This is a genomic window from Fibrivirga algicola, assembly GCF_011742925.1.
GTDB lineage: Bacteria > Bacteroidota > Bacteroidia > Cytophagales > Spirosomataceae > Fibrella > Fibrella algicola.
Genome location: NZ_WAEL01000008.1, coordinates 68,255 through 89,024 on the forward strand (window position 1 = coordinate 68,255; position 20,770 = coordinate 89,024).

The window sequence follows — 20,770 nt, forward strand, 5'->3', positions numbered from 1 at the left end:
TTTTTGCTCCTTACTTATGATTTCGCTGCTACCCCTGTTTCCCCTCCTTCCCCTGATCGGGTTCCTGCTCAGTTTGCTGATTCCTGCCAAACGGGAGAGCCTTATCTCGCTGATCGCTTTTCTGACGGCAGGCCTGCATTTGCTTGGTGCCCTCACGTTTATCGGCTTTTGGCTGGTCAACGGTGCTCCAACGCTCGATCTGAAAGAGATTGTCCTGTTTCAATCCAGAGGTTACGAATTCTTTATCGACTTCGACTTCGACCGGATCACGGCGGTTTACCTGTTTGTCGGATCTTTCCTGACGTTCCTGATCACCCTCTACAGCCGCAGCTACATGCATCGTGAGCCGGGTTACAAGCGGTTCTTCAACACGATCCTGTTTTTTTACTTTGGCTACACAGTCGCCATTTTTTCGGGCAACCTCGAAACGCTGTTCATTGGCTGGGAGATTCTGGGCATCTCATCGTTCCTGCTCATTGCCTTCTACCGCACCCGGTACCTGCCCGTAAAAAATGCCGTTAAAGTGTTTTCAATCTACCGGATCGGCGATATTGGTATCATTCTGGCCATGTGGGCGAGTCATCATCTGTGGCATCAGAACATCACGTTCCTGCAACTCAGTAACTACGAACTGGTACACGAGCACTTACAAACGCACTCGTTCATCGGCGTGTTTATTTCACTGATGATTCTGCTGTCGGCGGCGGCCAAGTCGGCGCAGTTGCCGTTTTCATCGTGGTTACCCCGTGCCATGGAAGGACCTACGCCATCGAGCGCCATTTTCTACGGCTCGCTGTCAGTGCACCTCGGCGTTTTTCTGCTGCTACGTACCTACCCCTTCTGGGAGCATCAGATTTCGATGCGTGTGCTGACGGCCCTGCTAGGCCTGATCACGGCTATTATTACTACGGGTATCGCCCGGGTACAGTCGTCGGTGAAGAGCCAGATCGCTTATGCGTCTATTGCGCAGATCGGGCTGATTTTTGTAGAGGTGGCGGCTGGTTTCGAAAACCTGGCCCTGTTTCACTTTGCCGGTAATGCCTTCCTACGTACCTACCAGCTGCTGGTGTCGCCATCGGTGGTTAGTTACCTGATCCGCGAGCAGTTTTATGATGCTTCGCCCCGGGGCCAGTCGATTGAGAAGTCGTATCCGACCCGGTTGCGGAATACCTTTTACATGCTCTGCATTAAGGAGTGGAATCTGGATTCGATGATGTACCGGTCGCTCTGGAACCCACTGAAATGGGCTGGCTCGCGGCTCAATTTTCTAACGGTCAATCGGGTGCTGATCTTCTTCGTTCCGATTTATCTGCTTGGGCTGGTCTGCCTGTTTTTCGAAGAAAAGATCCCCGACACGGTTGAAGGCTACATGCCCATCTTCTTTGCCTTCCTTGGCCTGGTGATGGTTTTGAAAGCCTTTACCGAACGCCGGAAAGCCCGAATGAGCTGGCTACTGATTATCATGAACCACTTCTGGGTGGCCCTTGCGATCTCCTTCAACGAGAACTTCCACTACACGCAAACCCTGCTGTATCTAAGTGGCATTTCTCTGTTTGGCCTCATCGGGTTCATCTGCATCAGCCGGATCAAAACATTGGAGAAAGACATTAACCTCGATCAGTTCCACGGCCACTCGCTGACCCGCCCCAAGCTAGCGTTCGTTTTCTTCCTAGCTTGCCTGGGTGTCACGGGCTTTCCAATCACACCAACCTTTATTGGCGAAGATTTGATTTTCAGCCATATCCATGAGAGTCAGATACTCCTGGCTTTCTTCGTCTCGCTCAGTTTCATTCTCGACGGCCTCGCCATTATTCGAATCTACGCCCGCATTTTTCTGGGGCCACATGTGAAGTCAATTTACGAGACCGCCTACCGCTCGTCGTAACTCCATCCTACTCCAGCGCTCAGGGAGTAAGATTAACCTACGTTTAATTCGATTTAAATACATGGTTAACGGCCCCTTAATAGCGCTGGCTCACTTTTGTCCTTCTACAACTCCGCTACAACCGAATTAGACACATCATATGGAAACAGTTGCCAAACCAACCACCCACTTTGTACCTGCCAAAGGCCTTGCTGGCTTAAAGCAAAACTGGCAATCGGACCTGCTGTCCGGGTTTCTAGTGTCACTCATTGCGCTCCCACTTAGTCTGGGTATTGCCTCAGCCAGTAACTTTCCACCAATCATGGGTGTGCTGACGGCTATCGTTGGTGGCTTGATTGTCGCGTTTTTCGCTGGTTCCGAGCCAACGATCAAAGGGCCAGCGGCTGGTTTGATCGTGATTGTAGCTGGTTGTGTCGAAGAATTAGGGCGTGGCAATGTAGACCTCGGTTGGAAGCTGGCGCTGGGTGTGATTATGGCGGCTGGCCTGCTGCAAGTGCTATTCGGCGTGTTGAAGGTCGCCAAGCTCGCTGACTTCTTTCCGCTTTCGGCAGTTCACGGTATGCTGGCCGCAATCGGCATTATCATCATGTCGAAACAGCTTCACCTGGCAGTGGGGGCACATCCGTCTGACTTGAAAGGCAAAGAGCCGCTCGAACTGATTGCGATGGTGCCGCACAGCCTCATGAATATGGAATGGCACATAGCCGTGATTGGGGTGGTCAGCCTTGTTATTCTTTTTGGCTGGCCAATGATCAAGAGCGCATCCGTCAAGCGTATCCCGCCGGCTCTGGTGGTGCTGGTTGTCGCGATCTCGCTGGGCTTATATTTTCACCTCTCTGACGTAAAGCAATACGGCGACATTAAACCGCTGGTTAATCCGGGTGAGTTCAAACTATCGATGAACGTCGATTTTGGTGCCTGGATGGACGGAGGCTTGTTGCCAATCGCGCTAAAGTATCTGGCGATGTTCGCCCTGATCGGCTCGCTTGAGTCGCTCCTGACCGGTAAGGCCATTGACCTGTTGGATCCCTACAAACGTAAGTCAAACCTGAGTAAAGACCTGACGGCGGTTGGCATTGGTAACATGACAGCCTCGCTGCTGGGCGGGCTGCCCATGATTTCTGAAGTTGCCCGTTCGTCGGCCAACCTGAGCAACGGTGGCAAAACCCGCTGGGCCAACTTCTTCCACGGTGCTTTCCTGCTCATCTTCGTTGTTGCCCTGGTTCCGCTCATCAAACTGGTTCCGGTTGCAGCACTGGCCGCCATCCTGATCTCAGTCGGCTTCCGGTTAGCAGCCCCGAAAGAGTTTCGGCATATGTATCAGATCGGACCCGAGCAGCTGATCGTGTTTGTCGTAACCATTATTGCCACCCTGGCCACCGATTTGCTGATCGGTATTGCCGTGGGTATTGTGGCTGAGTTCATCATTCAGGTAGTGCTGGGATTACCCCTCAAATACCTCTTCAAGCCAGAGATGACTCTTAAATCGACCGGTACGCACCACACGCTGACCATCAATGGGGCGGCTGTGTTTACCAACTACCTGTCAATCAAGAAACAGCTCGACACCATTCCGCAGGAAGAAGGTCAGCATGTGACCGTTGATCTGCACAACGCCAGGTACGTTGACCACACGGTCATGGAGAACCTGCACAACTACGAGCGTGATTTCAAACTGGCAGGCGGCGATTTCCACGTAATCAACCTGGATGAGCACAAGCCCATGTCGACGCACCCATTAGCGGCCCGGCGCAAGCTGCAAAATGCTTAACTAATTGATGATGCTTCACAAAAAAGGGGATTGCCTAGCTGGCAATCCCCTTTTTTGTGAAGCATCAAGAACAGAAAGCCTTAGTTTTTCAGGTCTTTGGCCTCTTTTTTAGCTGCTTTAGCTGCTTTCTTCGTGTCTTTGGCCATGTCTTTTGCCGCCTCGTTATCGGCTCGGTCGGCACTTTGCTTCATTTTTTTGGCCTCTTTTTTAACCATTTTTGCTTCCTTCTTAGCAGCTTTCGCTGCATCGTCCTGAGCAAACGAAACCGACGTACCTACAAGGAGGAGGGCGGCGAATACGATTAACTTTTTCATAAACGGAGAATTAATTGTTTAGTCATTTAACTATAAATTCTATAGAGTTGCATAAAATCTGGTTGAACGGCCCGGTAGTACCAGGTGGTTCACCTGTCCAAACTGCCCTTGTCGGGCGCTTTCCCTCCTCATCGCATGAGTTGCTTCAACCGTAGGTGATAGAGTAGCATTATCGTTTTGCCATCCATGATTTCGCCCGTTTCTACCATCCGCATGGCATCAGTCAAAGGCAGCTCCAACACGTCGATATCTTCTTCGTCAATGCCTCCTCCAGACGTTCGGGTCGTATCGGCGCTGTATTCTGCCAGGTAAAAAAAGAGGCGTTCCGTTACCGACCCTGGACTCATGTACGCTTCCATTACTTTTTCCACCGCAGAAATCCGGTACCCGGTCTCTTCCTCCATTTCACGCCGAATGGCATCATCCGGATGATCGTCGTCGAGCAGGCCAGCGCAGGTCTCGATGAGCATTCCTGTGTCGTTTCCGTTTACATAGGTCGGTAGCCTGAATTGGCAGGTAAGAATCACGGTATCAGCGGCAGGGTTGTGGAGCAAAATGGTAGCTCCGTTACCCCGATCATAGGCTTCCCGTTGCTGCGTAGTCCATGTACCATTGGCCTGTTGGTACTCAAATGTGTACCGTTTCAGTACATACCAGTTGTCAGATAGCAGCTTTTCGTCGGTTATTCGTACCCGTGGATTCATCATTATGTTTATTTTTGTTCAATTTTGTTCATTTTTGTACAAATGAATCGATTAGGTATGAATTATCAAAACCGTAAACGCTTAATTCTCGAACTGGTCGATCAACGGGAATCGGTAGACGTACGTGACCTGGCCATTCACGTGCAAACTTCTGAGATGACCATCCGCCGTGATCTTACCCAATTGGCGGCTGAGGGATTGCTCTACCGCACACGGGGAGGGGCTATGCGGGTCGATCTGGCAACACAGCCGTTCCGTTTCGAGCACAAGGCCGCTAGTCGAGCCGAGCAGAAAGACCACATATGCCAATTGGCAGCTCAGGAGATACAGGAAGGAGAAACGGTATTTCTGGATTGCGGCAGCACTGTTTTCAGAATCTGTCCCTATATCCGCCATAAGCGGATTCATGTCATCACAAATTCGCTGCCACTAGTAGCCGAACTTGTGCATAGTTCGGTTGAGATTAATCTGATAGGTGGTGAGATAGACAAGCAGCGTCAGGCCGTGCATGGTTTACTGGCTGAGCAGCACATCCGTCAGTACCGGGCTGACCGCGCCTTTATTGGTGTCGACGGTATTTCAGCCGCTCGGGGACTGAGTGCCACTAGCGAAAAAGAAGCGAGTATCGCTACCAGCATGGCTCAGCAGGCCAGGTACGTGTACCTCCTCTGTGACTCGTCTAAATTCGAACAAGACAAATACCTGCAGTTTGCCCCCCTCACAATGGCCCAAACGCTCATTACTGACCAAGATGCTCCAGATGAACAAATAAACCAATATGCCTCACTTGGCATACAAGTAATACGATAAACGGCTGGATGAATGTTTATTAGTAGCTTGATATTTACCCAAATCGTTTATTTGTAGTCCATTTACTAGGATAGGATACCGCTTTCTAACTATTATATACTAATACAAGGAGGCGAATTGAGTAGTTTAGCTTTCCGCTCTATTTGATCGACTACCTTCTATGACGTTCGCCCTTCTTATTTCCGCTTATGTCTGGATTGGGGGCGGTTCATTGGCGCCCTCTCCCTATGTGTCAGATACCCTTCTGCGCAACAGAATTCATCAGCAGTGGCAGGCTGTGCGTAGTACTCGCCCCGACTCAGCGCTATACTACGCTCAGCAACTACACCAGCTGGCGCAAAAGGGTAAACAGCCTGCCGATCTGGCACAAAGTCTGTTAACGCTGGGAATTACAGAACGTGACCGAGGCAACTACGCCGATGCAGTAGCGCATTTTCGGCAAGCCATTACGTTCCGGGAAAAGCTTCATGATCAGGAAGGCCTTGGTACGATTTACCAAAGTATGGGTCTGACATACAAACGCATGGCCGACTTTCAGCGAGTAACGGCATTGTATGAACAGGCTTTGGCCTATGCCGAAAAGGCATACGGTATTTTTCTCCAGCACCGAAGCTCGGCAGGTGTAATCGCTAATGCGCAGAATACGATAGGTATCATCCTTCGCGATTTGCAGAAAATGGAACAGGCCCGGCAGATGTATGTCTCGGCCATTGCTCGCCTGGAACCACAACAAGCCACACTAAACAATAAAGATCTTACAACGCTGGCAATCCTGTATGGCAACATTGCGCAGATCATGATCAGCAACAACCAGTACAATCAGGCAATCGCATCAATTAATAAGGCACTGGTTATCAATACGAAGATAAATCAGTTAACCAGTCTTGAACACAATCACCGCAACCTGGCCAAAGCCTACCGGCTGCGCAAGTCTCTCGACACGTCAGCAATTCATGCCCAGAAGGCCATTGACTACTCCCGGCAGATCGCAGACCCTCACCGACTGTTCAATACCCTGCAGGTTTCTTATGAAACTTACCGCGATCTGGGTAACTATAAACAGGCACTTGCCCAACTCGAAGAACAGAAGCTGATTGAAGATTCGCTCATGCGAATTGATAAAGCCAAGCAGATCGTAGCGCTACAGGCTCAGTATGACAATGAACGCACCCGGCAGTTGGCAGAGGTGTCGGCCCAAAAAGATCGTTTACTTGCCGAAACCCGCGCTCGATTGCTACTCCAGCTTGAAGAAAATCTAGCCCGGATTGAAGCCAACAAAGCGCGTGACCTGTCGCGGGTACGTGCTAAAGCGGAACTCGATAAAGCCGAGCTACGAACCAAATACGCCAGCGCAGCCAACCAGCAAACAATCAAGCAGTTGGGCGAAGCCAACAACCGACAAAGCCAGCAGCTAATTTGGCTTAGCGTAGGCTCATGCCTTTTCTGTCTGCTGTCGGGACTGCTGCTACTGCTCTACCGGCGGGTACGTCATAGCCGAACCAAAATTCAAACCCAGTCGGAACAGATGCGCTTGCTGTTGCGCGAGTTGCACCACCGGGTGAAGAACAACCTTGCCGTAGTGTCGGGACTATTGGAGTTACAGGCCAATCGTCTTGGTGACACACCCATGCGGCAAGCCTTTGTTGAAAGCCAGCAGCGTGTACAGGCCATGTCGCTAATTCACCAGCGCCTCTATCAAACGGATACCGCCACTCAGATAAACCTGATTGAGTACACCCACAATCTAGTTGACTCACTGATGGCCGCTTACGGGTACGACCCCGGCCATCTCGACCAGCGCATATCGGTTGAGGTAACTGAGGTGGACGTCGATATCGCTATTCCGCTGGGGTTGATTATGAATGAGTTGTTGACGAACTCCTTCAAGTACGCCTTTCCAGACCTGGATGTGGTTCCCCGGCTGACACTACGGATTTGGCAGGAGGCAGGGCTGAATCTATTGGTAGCTGATAACGGACCGGGTTTAAACGTGGCCCAGTGGAATGCGCCGCACGAAATGAACCGAACCATATCGTTCGGGCGTCGGCTCATTCAAAGTCTGAGCGATCAGATCGGCGCTTCTCTCCAGGTGGATGTACAGCAGGGAACTTGCTTCAAACTGCATATTCCTACAGAGGTCATGCAACCCAGTTGACCAACAACACCCATTCACCTACCTCCACAATTATGCTTTTCACCGACATTGAGCAGCATTCGAGTTGTCAACTATACATATTGATAGGCCAATTGCGTTCGCCGCTTCAGGGCGCTAATCGGTTACAACTAACAGGTTGGCCTATTCATGTTTCAATCGCTACTCGCTTTTCTTCATGTCTGGTTATTGCTTGCCATTCTGCCCGGCAGCTTAGGCATTGCGTGTGCCCTATTGCTGCTGCGCCTTCGGCAACTTCGGCGTGCAGTACGTCGACAGGACGACGACCTCCTGTTATTAAAGCGCGAACTGAGCCACCGGGTTAATACCAACCTAGCAGTGGTGATCGGGTTACTGGAGATCCAACTGGCTCAAGTGTCAGAACAACCCGCCCGGCGGCCGTTGCAACAAAGTTTGAATAGGGTTCGATCAGTTGCCCTTTTACAGCAGCGGTTATATCAGGGCAACGCCCTAACGGCCATTAACTTGCGGCAATACGTTCAGCGACTTTACCAAACCCTGACCTCAACAGAAGGTGCCGACTTGACCTTGTTGCTGGATATAGACGAACTAAGCGCCGATGTTGCCTTGCCAGTGGGGCTTATCCTGCACGAACTGGTTGCAGACGCCGCTCTTCACGCTGCCCCAAAGCAGCCTATGCTCACGGTAAGTTTGTCTCAGCGCGATGGGCTACTGCTTGAAGTTACCGATCAGGGGCCATCAATTGAGAGCCAGACAGCACGCTGGTCGAGGGCGGGGGTAGCCTTACCGCAGCGGCTGATCGAGGGCCTGAGTGAACAAGTGGGTGGTGCCTGTTCTATGCAGCCCGGTTTAGGTATGCATTTTCGATTACATATTGCCAAGTGAGTGGGTGTCAACTGTCCAGATCAATTAGCACAAGCCGCTCATTACTAATCTCTGACTTAGTACGATGAATCTTTTAGTTGTTGAAGACGAAGCCATTTTGGCAATGACTCTCTGCGATCACCTTGAAGCAGAAGGCTATCGCGTAGTGGGGATAGCGAATAACGGGCCGAAAGCCATTGACCTTTTCGAACACAATCAGGTCGACCTGCTGCTTTGCGATATCACGATAAAGGGTGAGTTCGACGGTATCGAAACCGCCCGGCGAATCAACGCCATCCGCAACGTACCTGTTATTTACCTCACCGCCTATTCTGACTCCGAAACAGTATCACGCGCGAAGCAAACATTCCCCGCTGCTTACCTGACCAAGCCTTACGACATTATGAACTTACGGCTGGCTATTGAAATTGCACTCAACAATGGCACCAGGGCTGTTCAGCCCAGTTCGCCCCCGCCCCCCGCCGTTGAGCCGATGGTGAGTGCCCGCGAAATGATTCTGAAAAGTGGCCAACACATTTTTGTGCGGCAGGGCTATCAATTTGTCAAAATCAATCTCAGCGATATTCATGTGCTGGTGGCCGAAGACATTTACACCACCTTTCTGACGGCCACCAAAAAGTACTCCCTGCGTATGCCACTGACCACTGTGCTCGACAAACTGGATTATCCAAAAGTGGTACGCGTGCACCGGTCATATGCTGTTAATACCCAACTCGTTGATACGTTCGACGAAAACGAGATAAGGATCGCAGAACGACTCATACCGCTTGGTCGCCATTATAAGGAGCTCTTTTTGCAAAGCCTTCATCAGCCAGGCTGATTATCCCACTTATCACGTAGAATTAATTCCACAAAGTGGCGAATCGGTGCTATACAGCGAACCGTCTTGCTGTAGTTATACCACGGCCACTAACTCGGTATACAAAAATGCAATCCCCTGTCTAGTAAGTATTTAGCCTAACACTTAGTTAATTATCCCGTTTAAGGGGCGAGCTGGTACAGCTTTTGGCTATATGTATCCGAAATCAATTTCACTCACACGCTATGAATAGTATGAAGATTAACAGCAAAGGCTTCCTAGCCTTGCTCCTGGCCGCCGGACTCACGTCCAGTGATGCCCTAATGAGTTGCAAATCAGTTAAGAATAATACGAATAAAACGCAACGGGGCGCCGCAGTGGGCGCTGGCGCAGGTGCAGTAGCTGGTGGCGTTATCGGACGTAAATCAGGTAACACGGTACTTGGTGCCATTTTAGGTGCTACTGTCGGCGGTGCAGCTGGTGCTGTAATCGGCCGCAAAATGGACAAGCAGGCTGAAGAACTGAAGCGCGATCTACCGAACGCTACCGTTGAACGGGTAGGCGAAGGCATTAAGATTACCTTCAACTCCGACATTCTGTTCGACGTAGGTAAAGCAAACCTACAGGAGTCGACAAAACGTCAGCTAAGTGAGTTTGCCAAAACGCTCGACAAGTATCCGGATACGAATCTGGTTATTGAGGGTCATGCTGACGCAACGGGTTCAGATGATTTGAACCTGCGCCTATCGAACCAACGCGCCGAGGCCGTGTCGAGCTACCTGCGATCGGTTGGTGTAAAGAATGGTCGATTAACAGAGAAAGGTTATGGCGAATCACAGCCAATTGCCGATAACAGCACAGAATCTGGCCGATCAAAAAACCGCCGCGTCGATATTGCCGTATTTGCTAATGAGAAGATGCAACGCGACGCCAAAAACGGTAACATCGATTAACCCTGCTTATACCCATGGCTACGCACACCGATTCAGACAAACAATCAATCCACGCTGACTTCGACGATGTCGTTAACATGTCGGCTTCTGAACTAACGAAATGGCTCGATACCGACGAGTCGAAGAAGGTAGGACAAAAGAAGGATGGCGATGATGAATCAATAGGCCATGAGTCAGGCAAAAAGATAAAAACCATTTTGGGCAAGAAGAAAGCGGACCTGACTGACGACGATTATGCCCACATGCAGAAAGTCGTCAGTTATGTCCGCCGACATTCAGCTCAGAAACCGGCAGAAGTTGACGGGAGCAATTGGCTCTACTCGCTTAAAAACTGGGGCCACGACCCAACGAAATAACCTGGGCAACCAGCTTTCTGATTTACTCAACACCCTGAAAAATTTATTTTCTATTTCAACAATCAACGTTATGAATGTCAAAGAAACACGAGGCGAAATCCTCGATCAGCTAAATAAATTACTAACGCGTAGCCACGATGCCGAAAAAGGGTATCAGGAAGCGGCTGAAAGCGTTAAAGATGCCGAGCTAAAGAGTCTGTTTCTCGCCCAGTCGCGTCAGCGGGGCGAGTTTGCGGTTGAATTAGATCGCGAAATTCGGGCATTAGGTGGTGATGCCGATAACGGTACCAGCCTTGCCTCAGACCTGCACCGTGCCTGGATCAATATCAAATCGGCAGTGTCAAACAGTTCAGACAAAGCAGTTGCGGAAGAATGCCAGCGTGGCGATTCTGAAGCCCTCAATGACTATAAAGAAGTGTTGGAGCAGACAGACATCGCGGCTAGTACCCGTGAGTTACTGCTTAACCAGAAGAGTAAAGTCGAGTCGGCCCATACAACAATGGGACGCTTGGCTTTGGTAGTGTAGTGAATGGTGGGATCGGAAAGCCTGTGCTCGTTGAGTGCAGGCTTTTTTGTTTTAGGGCTATTTGTTATACATTCGGATTGGGTAGGTCTGGTAAATGGGTCTCTTTTTCTGTTGCTGATTTACCTGGCAAACGGATTCCCTCAACTCTCCGATCTCTTCCATGCACCCTTCGCGACGTTCTTTTCTACGAACAACAGCACTGAGTACCGCTGCTCTTCCCCTCTTTCCGTCCCTGTTGACACAGCCCGTTCAGGCGCAGTCCGGGGTAAAACCTCCCCTCGAAAAAGTACGTCTGGCATTCATAGGTCTGGGCGAACGCGGTCGTAATCACCTTCAGCAGGCCCTATATCGGACCGACGTACAGGTAACAGCCTTATGCGATATCGACCCGATGTCGATCGGAAAAGCAAACGAAATGCTCCGAAAAGCTGGTCGGTCATTACCCCCTACATTTACTAAGGGCGATGAGGCATTCAAAGAGATGCTGAAACGCGATGATATCGACGGGGTACTCATTGCCACCCCCTGGGAATGGCATGCACCCATGGCTGTAGCTACCATGCTGGCAGGCAAATATGCCGGGCTGGAAGTGTCGGCAACAGTGACCCTCAAAGAATCGTGGGATTTGGTCAACGCCTACGAAAAAACCGGGGCTCACTGCATGCTACTCGAGAACGTGTGCTACCGCCGAGACGTACTGGCTGTGCTCAACATGGTGCGGCAGGGTATGTTCGGGGAAATGACGTACGCTCACTGCGGTTACCAACACGACCTGCGCGAAGTAAAATTCAACAACGGCAAGCAGGTGTATGGCGGCGGTGTTGAATTTGGCCCCACTGCTATGTCAGAAGCACGCTGGCGCACCCAGCACTCAGTCGACCGCAACGGCGATCTGTACCCAACCCACGGTTTGGGGCCTGTAGCGCACTGGCTGAACATCAACCGAGGCAACCAGTTCCTCCACCTGACTTCGATGGCTACCAAGTCGCGGAGCCTACACAAGTATGTAGTCGATAAGGGCGGGGCAGACCATCCTAACGCCAAGGTCAATTTCAAACTGGGTGATATTGTCACAACTATGATCCAGTGCGCCAATGGCGAAAACATCATGATCATTCACGATACCAACTCACCCCGCCCCTACTCACTCGGCTTCCGGGCACAGGGCACACAGGGCGTTTGGATGGACGACGGCGACATGATCTATCTGGAAGGTGTGTCGACCAAGCCGCACGTATTTGAACCCTTCAAAGAGTATCAGGATAAATATGACCACCCGCTATGGAAAAAGCATGCTGCCAGCGCCGAAAAAGCGGGGCATGGTGGCATCGACTATTTCGTGTTCCGAGCGTTTGTAGAAGCCATTAAGAACCAGACCGCGCCGCCCATCGACGTCTACGATGCCGCCGCCTGGAGCGCCATTAGTCCGCTATCTGAGCAAAGCATTGCCAAAGGCAGCAAGCCCGTTGATATTCCCGATTTCACGCGGGGGAAATGGAAAACCAACAAACCCGTTTTTGGCCTGGACGACACTTACTAAACCCAACCAGTACACTAGTCACCCAATGGTCACCCATTGCTTGTTGATCACAGGCGGCCAACGACCATCGGGTGACAATCAATGACTAAAAATGACATTAACCGCTTCGACCCCCGGACGTATTTGCCTGTTTGGCGAACATCAGGATTATCTGGGGCTTCCGGTACTGGCAGCGGCCATATCCCGCCGCATCGACGTTACAGCCCACCGCATGGCAGGCCCACCGCAGGTACGTCTTTACCTGCCAGACCTGAAGCAGGAAGTTAGCTTTTCAATTGCTCAATTTCCCTTACCGTATCTCCACGACCGCGACTATTTCAGCAGTGCCCTGAATGTGCTGCATCGCGAAGGGCTACGTTTTTCAGCAGGTATCAGCGGGAGTGTATCGGGCAACATTCCTATTAACGCAGGTACGTCGAGTTCATCAGCATTGCTCATTAGCTGGCTGAACGTGCTGAGTCAGCTGGCCGACGAGCCGCGCAGTTTTTCAGCGGCTCAACTGGCTGAGATGGCTTACGTAGCCGAGGTACTCGAATTTGGCGACCCGGGTGGCCGCATGGACCATTATGCTACAGCATTGGGCGGCGTGATTTATCTGGAGTCGCAGCCTCAAATCAGGATCGAGACGTTCCAGACCGATCCGGCAGAAGACCGGCTGGGTACGTTCGTGCTGGGGGATTCGGGCGAACCTAAAGACACGATCGGTTTACTGAAGCACGTTAAGTACGGCATGCTGGCTGCGATGGAAAAGATGCGGGCAGTTGACGCCTCCTTTTCGCTGGAGACATTGCCTATCGATGACCTGGACAGGTACGCTCACCTACTTACAGCCGATGAGCAAACGCTTGTGCGTGGCAACCTGTCAGACCGGGACGTGCTGCGGCAGGCGCTGTCACTCCTTCGCCAACCGACCATCGACCATCGTCAGTTTGGCCAGTTGCTGACGATACACCAGACGAACCTGCGCGAAGCCAAACGGATTTCGACCCCAAAAATTGACCGGATGATCGACGCGGCTTTAGCTGCTGGTGCCTACGGGGCAAAAATAAACGGTTCGGGCGGGGGCGGCTGCATGTTTGCCTATGCGCCCGGCGTGGATTCGTCCGAAACCCCTGGGCAGGTTGCAGAAGCCATCGAGCGCGCCGGCGGCCGGGCGTACCTGATCAACGTTGACCGGGGCACGCAATTGAGTGTTGGGTAGCTAGATAAGACATTGGCTAGTCAATGATTACACATCCGTCTACCAGCCAATGTCTCACTGACTAGTTACTTAAAATAACTCGGTGACTGAATCAGCACCCCATTCTGCTCGGTGTTGGTCAGTGTGTAGCTGAACCCCGGCTGAACGGCGTACGCCCCTACCTCGCCGGTACGTCCTAGCGCAATAAAGCCAACCTGGAAGGTTTTAGCCTTCTCTACATCGCGCTTGATAATGCGTTCGACCGCCTGCTTACAGGCTTCAGCGGGAGCCAGCCCCTGCCGCATCAACTCGATTACTGTATGCGAACCAGCCATCCGGATCACCTCTTCGCCTTGTCCCGAGCAGGTCACGGCACCTACTTCGTTATCGACAAATAAGCCCGCTCCAATCAGCGGCGAGTCACCGAGGCGACCGCGCAGTTTAAAGGCCATTCCGCTGGTGGTACACATCCCCGACAGATTCCCCGCTGCGTCGAGGGCTACCGTGCCCATGGTATCGTGATTGGGCGTACCATCGTCGAAAAAAGAGGGCGCAAATGGGCCGTGCCCTTTCGGAGGTCGTACTTTCTTCTGATTCTCGATGTTGATGATTGGCTTGTAATCTGCTTTTTTCAGCCAGTCCCGGTACGTTTTTTCGGCCGAAGCCGACAACGTACCTGATTCGAGTGTAAAGCCATTGGCAAGCGCAAATTGCTGCGCACCCGTGCCCACCAGCATTACGTGCGGCGAGTTTTCCATCACCTTCCGGGCTACCGATACCGGGTGCTTGATCCGTTCCAGAAAAGCAACCGATCCGCAGTTTGCTTTCTCGTCCATGATGCAGGCATCGAGCGTCACAAAACCGTCACGGTCAGGGTTGCCCCCCAGGCCTACACAGCAGTTTACGTCATTTTCAATAGCAATACCCGCTGCCTCTACTGCGTCGAGGGCGCGGCCACCGCGTTGCAGCACGGGCCAGGCAGCCCCATTGGCAATAGCACCACTATCCCAGGTGGATACGACCACGGGCTTTAGAGCCGCTGCTGGTAAAGAGCCAGCTATTAACTTATTCGTCAGTAATGGGGGAAGCAGGAGTGCGCTTGCCCGCAAAAAAGTTCGTCTTGAAGTCATGGGCTGAAAGATAACGCATTCTCAAGTTTTATGCTCTATTGATACTCAATTCTAACATACTCAACCAACTACGGGAAAGACCTAACATTTTTCTCAGATATGGGTTTATTCTACAGGTGCGATTGCACCACTTATTTCAACGATATGACAACTTCTCCGAATGCTGCTGCGGCCACTATTCCGTCGCGGCCTGGCCAGCCTTACCCGCTGGGCGCCACTGTAGATGAACAGGGCGTAAACTTTTCTATTTACAGTGAAAACGCCACCAGCGTATCACTTTGCCTCTTTTCATCAAAGCGTGGTGAAAAAGAAACTCACCGTATCGAGTTGACCGAAAAGACCGAAAACGTCTGGCATATTTACCTGGAAGGCGTCAAACCCGGCCAACTCTATGGGTACCGCATTGACGGCCCTTACGCGCCTCAGGAGGGCCACTATTTCAACGCCAATAAATTACTGCTCGACCCCTACGCCCGTGAAGTACACGGCATTGTTGGGGGTAATACTGAAATACTGGGCTACGATTTCGAGAGCGAAGCCAACGACCGTTACCTGCACATGAGCGATGTAGACAGCGGCAAAGTAGCCCCCAAGAGCGTAGTCATTGACTCAACCGCATTTGACTGGGGTGACGACAAAGCCCCCCGGACGCCGATGAACAAATCGGTGATCTACGAAATGCACGTAAAAGGGTTTACCTACCAGCACCCAACGATCGACGGGTCGATCCGGGGTACGTATGCCGCTCTGGGAACGCCGGAATCAATCGAATATTTCAAGAAACTGGGGGTCACTGCCGTCGAGTTGTTGCCTGTACATCAGTTCTCGAACGAGAGCTATTGGGGCTACAACAGCATTGGCTTTTTTGCCCCCCATAACGGCTATGCGTCGTCAGACAACGTGGTGGCGGAGTTTAAGCAGATGGTAAAAAATCTGCACGAAGCAGGCATCGAAGTTATTCTCGACGTGGTGTATAACCACACGGCCGAAGGTAACGAAATGGGGCCTACCCTCTCGTTTAAAGGCATCGACAACAAAGTGTACTACCACACCGTAGCCGAGCAGCCACAGTTCTACATGAACCACACGGGTACGGGCAACACGTTTAACCTCACCCACTCGCAAACACTACGCGTGGTGATGGACAGCCTGCGCTACTGGGTGCAGGAAATGCACATCGACGGGTTCCGGTTCGATCTGGCCTCGGCCCTGCTCCGCGAACTCGACGCCAACGTATCGTCTTTCCTCGACACGGCCAACCAGGATCCAATTCTAAGCCAGGTGAAACTGATTGCCGAGCCCTGGGACATTGGTTCTTACGATGTGGGACAATTCCCCGTACGCTGGTCGGAATGGAACGGCAAGTACCGCGATTGCGTCCGCAAATTCTGGAAAGGTGACAACAACCAGGCGCACGAAATGTCGTTACGGGTGCTGGGCAGCCCAGACCTCTACGCCGATGGACGCGGACCGGGCAACAGCGTAAACTTCATCATTGCACACGACGGCTTCACGCTGAATGACCTGGTGAGCTATAACGAGAAGCACAACGAAGCCAACGGCGAGAACAACAATGACGGCGAAAGCAACAACGAAAGCTGGAACATGGGCGCCGAAGGCCCAACCGATGATCCGGCGATCAATGCGGCGCGGGAACAGCAGAAGCGGAACTTCATGACCACGTTGCTCCTGAGCCAGGGCGCACCGATGTTCATGATGGGCGACGAATACGGACGTACCCAGCACGGTAACAACAATGGCTACAACCAGGACAACGAAATCTGCTGGTTCAACTGGAACTGGGACGACAAGCACCAGGCTCTGTTCGATTTCACGTCTCAGCTAACTGCCTTGCGCCAGAAATATCCGTTGTTGAGCCGCCGCAAATTTTACGAGATGGAACAGATCGACTGGCTGCGTCCAGATGGTCAGGTGTTCCAGCCCGAAGATTTCGGCAATCCTGACACGCATTGCCTGGCACTGTGGATCGACGGAGCACGGGTTGGTGAGCAGGACGAGACCGGCCAGTACATCAATGAAACCGAAGAAGGAGCCAGCAAACTCCTATGGGTACTCAATAGCTATTGGGAAGATATCCCCTTCACCCTGCCTGCGCCGCACAAGTCACGCACACACTACGAGGTGGTCATTGATACGGCAGCTGGTGAAATTGAATCGGGTCGGCAGATCACGGTCAAAGAGCCCTTCAACGTCCCAGCCCGCTCGTCGGTGCTGCTCCGGATGGTGTAGTAGCAAGAGGTAGTTCATTTATAAGGTAGCCCCCCGCTAAATCGCCAGACAGCCTTCAGGTAGTCTGATCGATCTAGCGGGGGGCTACCTTGTATAGCGTACCTTTGCGCCATCAATTTATGACTGCAACCACATGGAAAGTTTAATTGCACAGGCCCGCTGGGTCATACAGATAGGAAGCGTACTCGGCTTACTGGGCGTGGGAATCGGCGCATTTGGCGCACACAGCCTGCGCGCGAAACTAGAAGCCGCTGGCCGGATGGACACGTTTGAAACCGCCGTAAGGTACCAGTTCTACCACGCACTGGCGCTGGTATTAGTAGGCATCATTACGCAACTACTGGCCAACAACCCAGCGGCACTGAAAACGCTGAACTGGTCGGCCTATAGTTTCGTGGCAGGTACGTTAATTTTTTCCGGTTCACTCTACGTCCTCTGCCTATTGGGCATCAACTGGCTCGGTGCCATTACACCCATCGGTGGCCTGTTCTTCCTGGCAGGCTGGGGTTTGCTGTTCTGGAGTGTAGGAAAGTAATCGAATACCAACGATGCCCGATTCGCACTGGCGCTGCTCAGGTACGTTCCCTGGCGTTACCCGTTCAGATCGAGCATCGTTGGTAATCGTTACTACTTGTTCATTGTCAGAAGTTGCCTAACCAGCACTTCGTTAATTCTGACGTAGCTTTCGTGGGTCCAGCCAGCGATATGGGGCGTTAGGATAACCTGGTCTGACTGACGGAGGTAATCGAAAGTGCTTTGTTGGGCGGGAGTAAGCGTTTTTAGCTTCTCGTTTTCCAGCACATCCAGGCAGGCCCCAAGGATCTTTCCCGACTTGAGGCCAGCCACCACGGCGTCGAGCACCACCACTTCGCCACGCGAGGCATTGACCAGAAAGAACGGCTTCGCCATACCGGCCACAAAATCATCATTGATCCAGCGGCGTGAATCATCGTTCAGGGGTACGTGCAGGCTCAGGATATCGGCTTCGGCCATGATCTGCTCGGCGGTGACCTGCTCGGCATACTGATCGCCGTAGTTGCTGCGGTATTTATCGTAGGTGAGCACCCGGCATCCAAATCCGCTGAGGCGGCGGGCGGTGGCGCGGCCATTGTTGCCGTATCCAAACAGCCCCACTGTTTTGCCCAGTAGCTCGATACCCCGGTTGCCTTCGCGATCCCAGATACCCTGGCGTACCTGCCGATCGGCGCGGAGCAAGTTGATGAACAGAGCCAGCAGCATACCTACCACATGTTCGGCCACCGCATCGCGATTCCCCTCGCCCGCATGCACCACACGTACCCCGCGCGCAGTAGCCTCGTCCATATCAATCAGGTCGAGACCAGCCCCTGCCCGGCCAATATAGCGCAGCTTGGGTGCTGCATCAAACACCTCTGTATCAACGCGGGTTTTACTGCGAACAAGTAATCCTTCAAACGGGGCAATAGCCGTCAGTAAGTGTTGCCGATCAATGGTAGGCTGGTAATCATACGTAAAACCGGCCTCATCCAGCATAGCAAAGAGAGACGGGTGCATTTCATCGGCAATCAGAATAGACGCTTGGTTCGTTGACATGTAGGGAAGTTTGTAACTTGCAACGGCAATTATCAAGAATCAGTCAGCAAATACCAATCTATCGGGCCAAAAAAGGCTAATAGACAACAAAAGCTGATTATATCCTCAGGGTGACTGGACTGGATAAGACAAGCCACCTCTGTAAGGTCAATGGAACAACAACCTAATAATACCAACAACCAGAACGAGCGCTCGGCCGAAAACCGCCCTGGCGGTCAGTCGGACCGGAATCGCAACCGGAACCGTAACCGCAACCGGAATCGGGGGCGTGATCGGGACCGCACCGGGCAACCCCGCGGTGAGCAGGGCGCTGCCACCGGCGATGAGTTGACCAGCGAGCCAATTGTGGGCGTACCCAACGCCGACGTTGAGGCGACGAACGGGCTACCAAAAGATAAAGCAGCACCGGCACCCCGTCCCGCCGGTGACCAGACCAATCGGGGTGAGCGGCCCAACCAGGGCCAGCCCCGGTCTAACAACGAGCCCCGCGAAGGCCGTGAAGGTCGGCCACCGCGCGATCAGCAGCGCCAGCCTGGCAATGAACGTAACCGCGATAACCAGGAACGTACCTCGAACGGAGGTTCCCCTCGCCCCGAGCGGGTTCGGTCAGAACGGCCTGAACGCGGTGGCGGCGAGCGCTTCGACCGGGGCGGTACCGAACGGACCGAACGCCCGGAGCGGGAACGCAGCGTATATGACCGAAATGAAGACGTAGTCCCGGAGCGTCCCCGTCCTGAGCGACAGGAGCGCTATGAGCCTATGGCGATTGACCGGTATGCGGGTGCCTCTGTGTTTGAAAGCGATGACCAGTCGGGCCGCAGCGAACGGACGCCCTTGTCGGAAGCCAGTCAGCAGGAACGTCTTATTATCGGTATTTCGCTGGGTGACTTCAATGGAGTTGGTCCAGAGGTTATTCTGAAAGCTCTGCAATACAACCAGTTGCAAAAAATCTGCACGCCGGTTATCTACGGATCGATGCGGGTGTTGAACCGGTACCGGAACCTGCTGAACCTGAAAGACTGGAATCTGAACGGTATTCAAACCGTAGAGCAGGCCAGCCATAAGATGACCAACGTTATCACCTGTTTCAGCGACACCATTCCCAGTCCACCCGTAGCGGAAGGTGAAACGCCGCTGCCCCCCCAACCGGCCACCGACATTCAGCCGGGTAAGGTCACGCCCGAAGCAGGCCTCGCGGCGTTTGCCTGCCTGACCCGCGCCGTTGACGACCTGAAAGCCGGTAAAATTCACGGCCTGGTCACGGCACCGATCAACAAGCACAATATCCAGTCGGAGGCCTTTTCGTTTCCGGGCCATACTGAATACCTCGCTAATGCCTTCGGTGTACCCGACGACCTCATGTTTATGGTCAGCGACATCCTGAAAGTGGGTGTGGTTACCGGGCACGTACCCATTGGTAAAGTGCGGCAGGGCATCCATAAGGGAGCCATCACCCAGAAACTGGACATGATGACGAAGTCACTGAAACAGGATTTCGGCATTCGTCGGCCCAAGATCGCGGTGCTGGGGCTTAACCCGCACGCGGGCGAACGAGGCCTGCTGGGTAACGAGGAGAACGACATCATTACGCCGCTCATCAACGAACTGCGCCAGAAAGGACAGCTCATTTATGGTCCCTTCCCCGCCGACGGTTTCTTTGGAACCCGCTCGTATCGCAAATACGACGCTGTACTGGCCATGTATCACGATCAGGGCCTGATTCCGTTTAAGTCGATCGCGTTTGAAGAAGGTGTAAACTTTACCGCCGGCCTGCCAGCGGTACGTACCTCGCCCGACCACGGTACCGCCTACGATATTGCCGGCAAAGGTGTCGCCGATGAAACATCGATGGTCCAGGCCATTTACACCGCCTGCGACATTGCCCGCCGTCGGAAAGAATACCAGGAATTAGAAGCAAACGCGCTAAAAAAATAAGTTTGCGGTTTGTGGTTTGACGTTGC

Annotated in this window: 18 protein-coding genes; 14 read left to right on the plus strand and 4 right to left on the minus strand. The window is 52.6% G+C overall.

Translation table 11 applies throughout. The annotated features are described in order from the left end of the window. Nucleotides 1-16: 16 nt before the first annotated feature. Complete coding sequence (locus tag F7231_RS20340) at nucleotides 17-1,885, plus strand: proton-conducting transporter transmembrane domain-containing protein (protein WP_166693346.1); 1,869 nt, start codon at nucleotides 17-19, stop codon at nucleotides 1,883-1,885. Between the two features lie 139 nt (nucleotides 1,886-2,024). After that, the gene (locus F7231_RS20345) at nucleotides 2,025-3,656 is read left to right on the plus strand and encodes a SulP family inorganic anion transporter (RefSeq protein ID WP_085412984.1); all 1,632 of its coding nucleotides are present in this window, start codon (nucleotides 2,025-2,027) and stop codon (nucleotides 3,654-3,656) included. A gap of 80 nt (nucleotides 3,657-3,736) precedes the next feature. On the opposite strand, the gene F7231_RS20350 is transcribed toward F7231_RS20345, so the two are convergent. Further along, nucleotides 3,737-3,970: a hypothetical protein gene (locus tag F7231_RS20350; RefSeq protein ID WP_085412983.1), complete on the minus strand. Its 234-nt coding sequence runs from the start codon at nucleotides 3,968-3,970 to the stop codon at nucleotides 3,737-3,739. A gap of 128 nt (nucleotides 3,971-4,098) precedes the next feature. Continuing rightward, on the minus strand, nucleotides 4,099-4,677 hold the full coding sequence (nudK, locus tag F7231_RS20355; protein ID WP_085412982.1) for a GDP-mannose pyrophosphatase NudK: 579 nt from the start codon (nucleotides 4,675-4,677) through the stop codon (nucleotides 4,099-4,101). 54 nt (nucleotides 4,678-4,731) lie between these two features. On the opposite strand from nudK, the gene F7231_RS20360 reads away from it, so the two are divergent. The 9 genes from F7231_RS20360 (at nucleotide 4,732) to F7231_RS20400 (ending at nucleotide 13,878) form a co-directional block, all read left to right on the plus strand. Continuing rightward, complete coding sequence (locus F7231_RS20360) at nucleotides 4,732-5,484, plus strand: DeoR/GlpR family DNA-binding transcription regulator (RefSeq protein ID WP_166693347.1); 753 nt, start codon at nucleotides 4,732-4,734, stop codon at nucleotides 5,482-5,484. A gap of 160 nt (nucleotides 5,485-5,644) precedes the next feature. Next, the gene (locus F7231_RS20365; protein ID WP_166693348.1) at nucleotides 5,645-7,639 is read left to right on the plus strand and encodes a histidine kinase dimerization/phosphoacceptor domain -containing protein; all 1,995 of its coding nucleotides are present in this window, start codon (nucleotides 5,645-5,647) and stop codon (nucleotides 7,637-7,639) included. Between the two features lie 147 nt (nucleotides 7,640-7,786). After that, entirely contained in the window at nucleotides 7,787-8,503 is a 717-nt protein-coding gene (locus F7231_RS20370; protein ID WP_085412979.1) for a sensor histidine kinase, read from the plus strand. A 64-nt stretch (nucleotides 8,504-8,567) separates the two neighbouring features. Then, nucleotides 8,568-9,323: a response regulator gene (locus F7231_RS20375; RefSeq protein ID WP_085412978.1), complete on the plus strand. Its 756-nt coding sequence runs from the start codon at nucleotides 8,568-8,570 to the stop codon at nucleotides 9,321-9,323. A gap of 233 nt (nucleotides 9,324-9,556) precedes the next feature. Then, a complete protein-coding gene (locus tag F7231_RS20380; RefSeq protein WP_510186190.1) occupies nucleotides 9,557-10,255 on the plus strand; it encodes a YiaD family glycine zipper/OmpA-like lipoprotein in 699 nt (232 codons plus the stop codon). A 14-nt stretch (nucleotides 10,256-10,269) separates the two neighbouring features. Then, nucleotides 10,270-10,611: a DUF3140 domain-containing protein gene (locus F7231_RS20385; protein ID WP_166693350.1), complete on the plus strand. Its 342-nt coding sequence runs from the start codon at nucleotides 10,270-10,272 to the stop codon at nucleotides 10,609-10,611. Nucleotides 10,612-10,681: 70 nt separating this feature from the next. Further along, nucleotides 10,682-11,137 (plus strand): ferritin-like domain-containing protein, encoded by a 456-nt coding sequence (locus F7231_RS20390; protein ID WP_085412975.1) that lies wholly within the window; start codon nucleotides 10,682-10,684, stop codon nucleotides 11,135-11,137. Between the two features lie 160 nt (nucleotides 11,138-11,297). Continuing rightward, on the plus strand, nucleotides 11,298-12,677 hold the full coding sequence (locus F7231_RS20395) for a Gfo/Idh/MocA family protein (RefSeq protein WP_166693351.1): 1,380 nt from the start codon (nucleotides 11,298-11,300) through the stop codon (nucleotides 12,675-12,677). A 91-nt stretch (nucleotides 12,678-12,768) separates the two neighbouring features. Further along, nucleotides 12,769-13,878, plus strand: a complete 1,110-nt coding sequence (locus tag F7231_RS20400; protein WP_166693352.1) for a mevalonate kinase family protein — start codon at nucleotides 12,769-12,771, stop codon at nucleotides 13,876-13,878. A gap of 65 nt (nucleotides 13,879-13,943) precedes the next feature. Here F7231_RS20400 and F7231_RS20405 read toward each other — a convergent pair whose 3' ends face one another. After that, nucleotides 13,944-14,987, minus strand: coding sequence for an isoaspartyl peptidase/L-asparaginase family protein (locus F7231_RS20405; RefSeq protein WP_085412972.1), 1,044 nt, complete (start codon nucleotides 14,985-14,987; stop codon nucleotides 13,944-13,946). A 144-nt stretch (nucleotides 14,988-15,131) separates the two neighbouring features. Between F7231_RS20405 and glgX the strand changes: the two genes are divergently transcribed. Beyond that, nucleotides 15,132-17,237, plus strand: coding sequence for a glycogen debranching protein GlgX (gene glgX / locus F7231_RS20410; protein WP_166693353.1), 2,106 nt, complete (start codon nucleotides 15,132-15,134; stop codon nucleotides 17,235-17,237). A gap of 133 nt (nucleotides 17,238-17,370) precedes the next feature. After that, nucleotides 17,371-17,772, plus strand: coding sequence for a DUF423 domain-containing protein (locus F7231_RS20415; protein ID WP_085412970.1), 402 nt, complete (start codon nucleotides 17,371-17,373; stop codon nucleotides 17,770-17,772). Nucleotides 17,773-17,864: 92 nt separating this feature from the next. On the opposite strand, the gene F7231_RS20420 is transcribed toward F7231_RS20415, so the two are convergent. Continuing rightward, complete coding sequence (locus F7231_RS20420; protein ID WP_166693354.1) at nucleotides 17,865-18,809, minus strand: 2-hydroxyacid dehydrogenase; 945 nt, start codon at nucleotides 18,807-18,809, stop codon at nucleotides 17,865-17,867. A 150-nt stretch (nucleotides 18,810-18,959) separates the two neighbouring features. Between F7231_RS20420 and pdxA the strand changes: the two genes are divergently transcribed. Then, the gene (gene pdxA / locus F7231_RS20425) at nucleotides 18,960-20,744 is read left to right on the plus strand and encodes a 4-hydroxythreonine-4-phosphate dehydrogenase PdxA (protein WP_166693355.1); all 1,785 of its coding nucleotides are present in this window, start codon (nucleotides 18,960-18,962) and stop codon (nucleotides 20,742-20,744) included. Nucleotides 20,745-20,770 lie beyond the last annotated feature (26 nt).

Bases quoted from the DNA above. Each gene is read 5' to 3' on its own strand.
- F7231_RS20350 (WP_085412983.1), bottom strand. From the start codon at position 3,970: ATGAAAAAGTTAATCGTATTCGCCGCCCTCCTCCTTGTAGGTACGTCG.
- F7231_RS20390 (WP_085412975.1), top strand. From the start codon at position 10,682: ATGAATGTCAAAGAAACACGAGGCGAAATCCTCGATCAGCTAAATAAA.
- F7231_RS20420 (WP_166693354.1), bottom strand. From the start codon at position 18,809: ATGTCAACGAACCAAGCGTCTATTCTGATTGCCGATGAAATGCACCCG.
- F7231_RS20340 (WP_166693346.1), top strand. From the start codon at position 17: ATGATTTCGCTGCTACCCCTGTTTCCCCTCCTTCCCCTGATCGGGTTC.
- nudK (WP_085412982.1), bottom strand. From the start codon at position 4,677: ATGATGAATCCACGGGTACGAATAACCGACGAAAAGCTGCTATCTGAC.
- F7231_RS20375 (WP_085412978.1), top strand. From the start codon at position 8,568: ATGAATCTTTTAGTTGTTGAAGACGAAGCCATTTTGGCAATGACTCTC.
- glgX (WP_166693353.1), top strand. From the start codon at position 15,132: ATGACAACTTCTCCGAATGCTGCTGCGGCCACTATTCCGTCGCGGCCT.
- F7231_RS20395 (WP_166693351.1), top strand. From the start codon at position 11,298: ATGCACCCTTCGCGACGTTCTTTTCTACGAACAACAGCACTGAGTACC.
- F7231_RS20365 (WP_166693348.1), top strand. From the start codon at position 5,645: ATGACGTTCGCCCTTCTTATTTCCGCTTATGTCTGGATTGGGGGCGGT.
- F7231_RS20405 (WP_085412972.1), bottom strand. From the start codon at position 14,987: ATGACTTCAAGACGAACTTTTTTGCGGGCAAGCGCACTCCTGCTTCCC.
- F7231_RS20400 (WP_166693352.1), top strand. From the start codon at position 12,769: ATGACATTAACCGCTTCGACCCCCGGACGTATTTGCCTGTTTGGCGAA.
- F7231_RS20415 (WP_085412970.1), top strand. From the start codon at position 17,371: ATGGAAAGTTTAATTGCACAGGCCCGCTGGGTCATACAGATAGGAAGC.
- F7231_RS20370 (WP_085412979.1), top strand. From the start codon at position 7,787: ATGTTTCAATCGCTACTCGCTTTTCTTCATGTCTGGTTATTGCTTGCC.
- F7231_RS20360 (WP_166693347.1), top strand. From the start codon at position 4,732: ATGAATTATCAAAACCGTAAACGCTTAATTCTCGAACTGGTCGATCAA.
- pdxA (WP_166693355.1), top strand. From the start codon at position 18,960: ATGGAACAACAACCTAATAATACCAACAACCAGAACGAGCGCTCGGCC.
- F7231_RS20385 (WP_166693350.1), top strand. From the start codon at position 10,270: ATGGCTACGCACACCGATTCAGACAAACAATCAATCCACGCTGACTTC.
- F7231_RS20345 (WP_085412984.1), top strand. From the start codon at position 2,025: ATGGAAACAGTTGCCAAACCAACCACCCACTTTGTACCTGCCAAAGGC.
- F7231_RS20380 (WP_510186190.1), top strand. From the start codon at position 9,557: ATGAAGATTAACAGCAAAGGCTTCCTAGCCTTGCTCCTGGCCGCCGGA.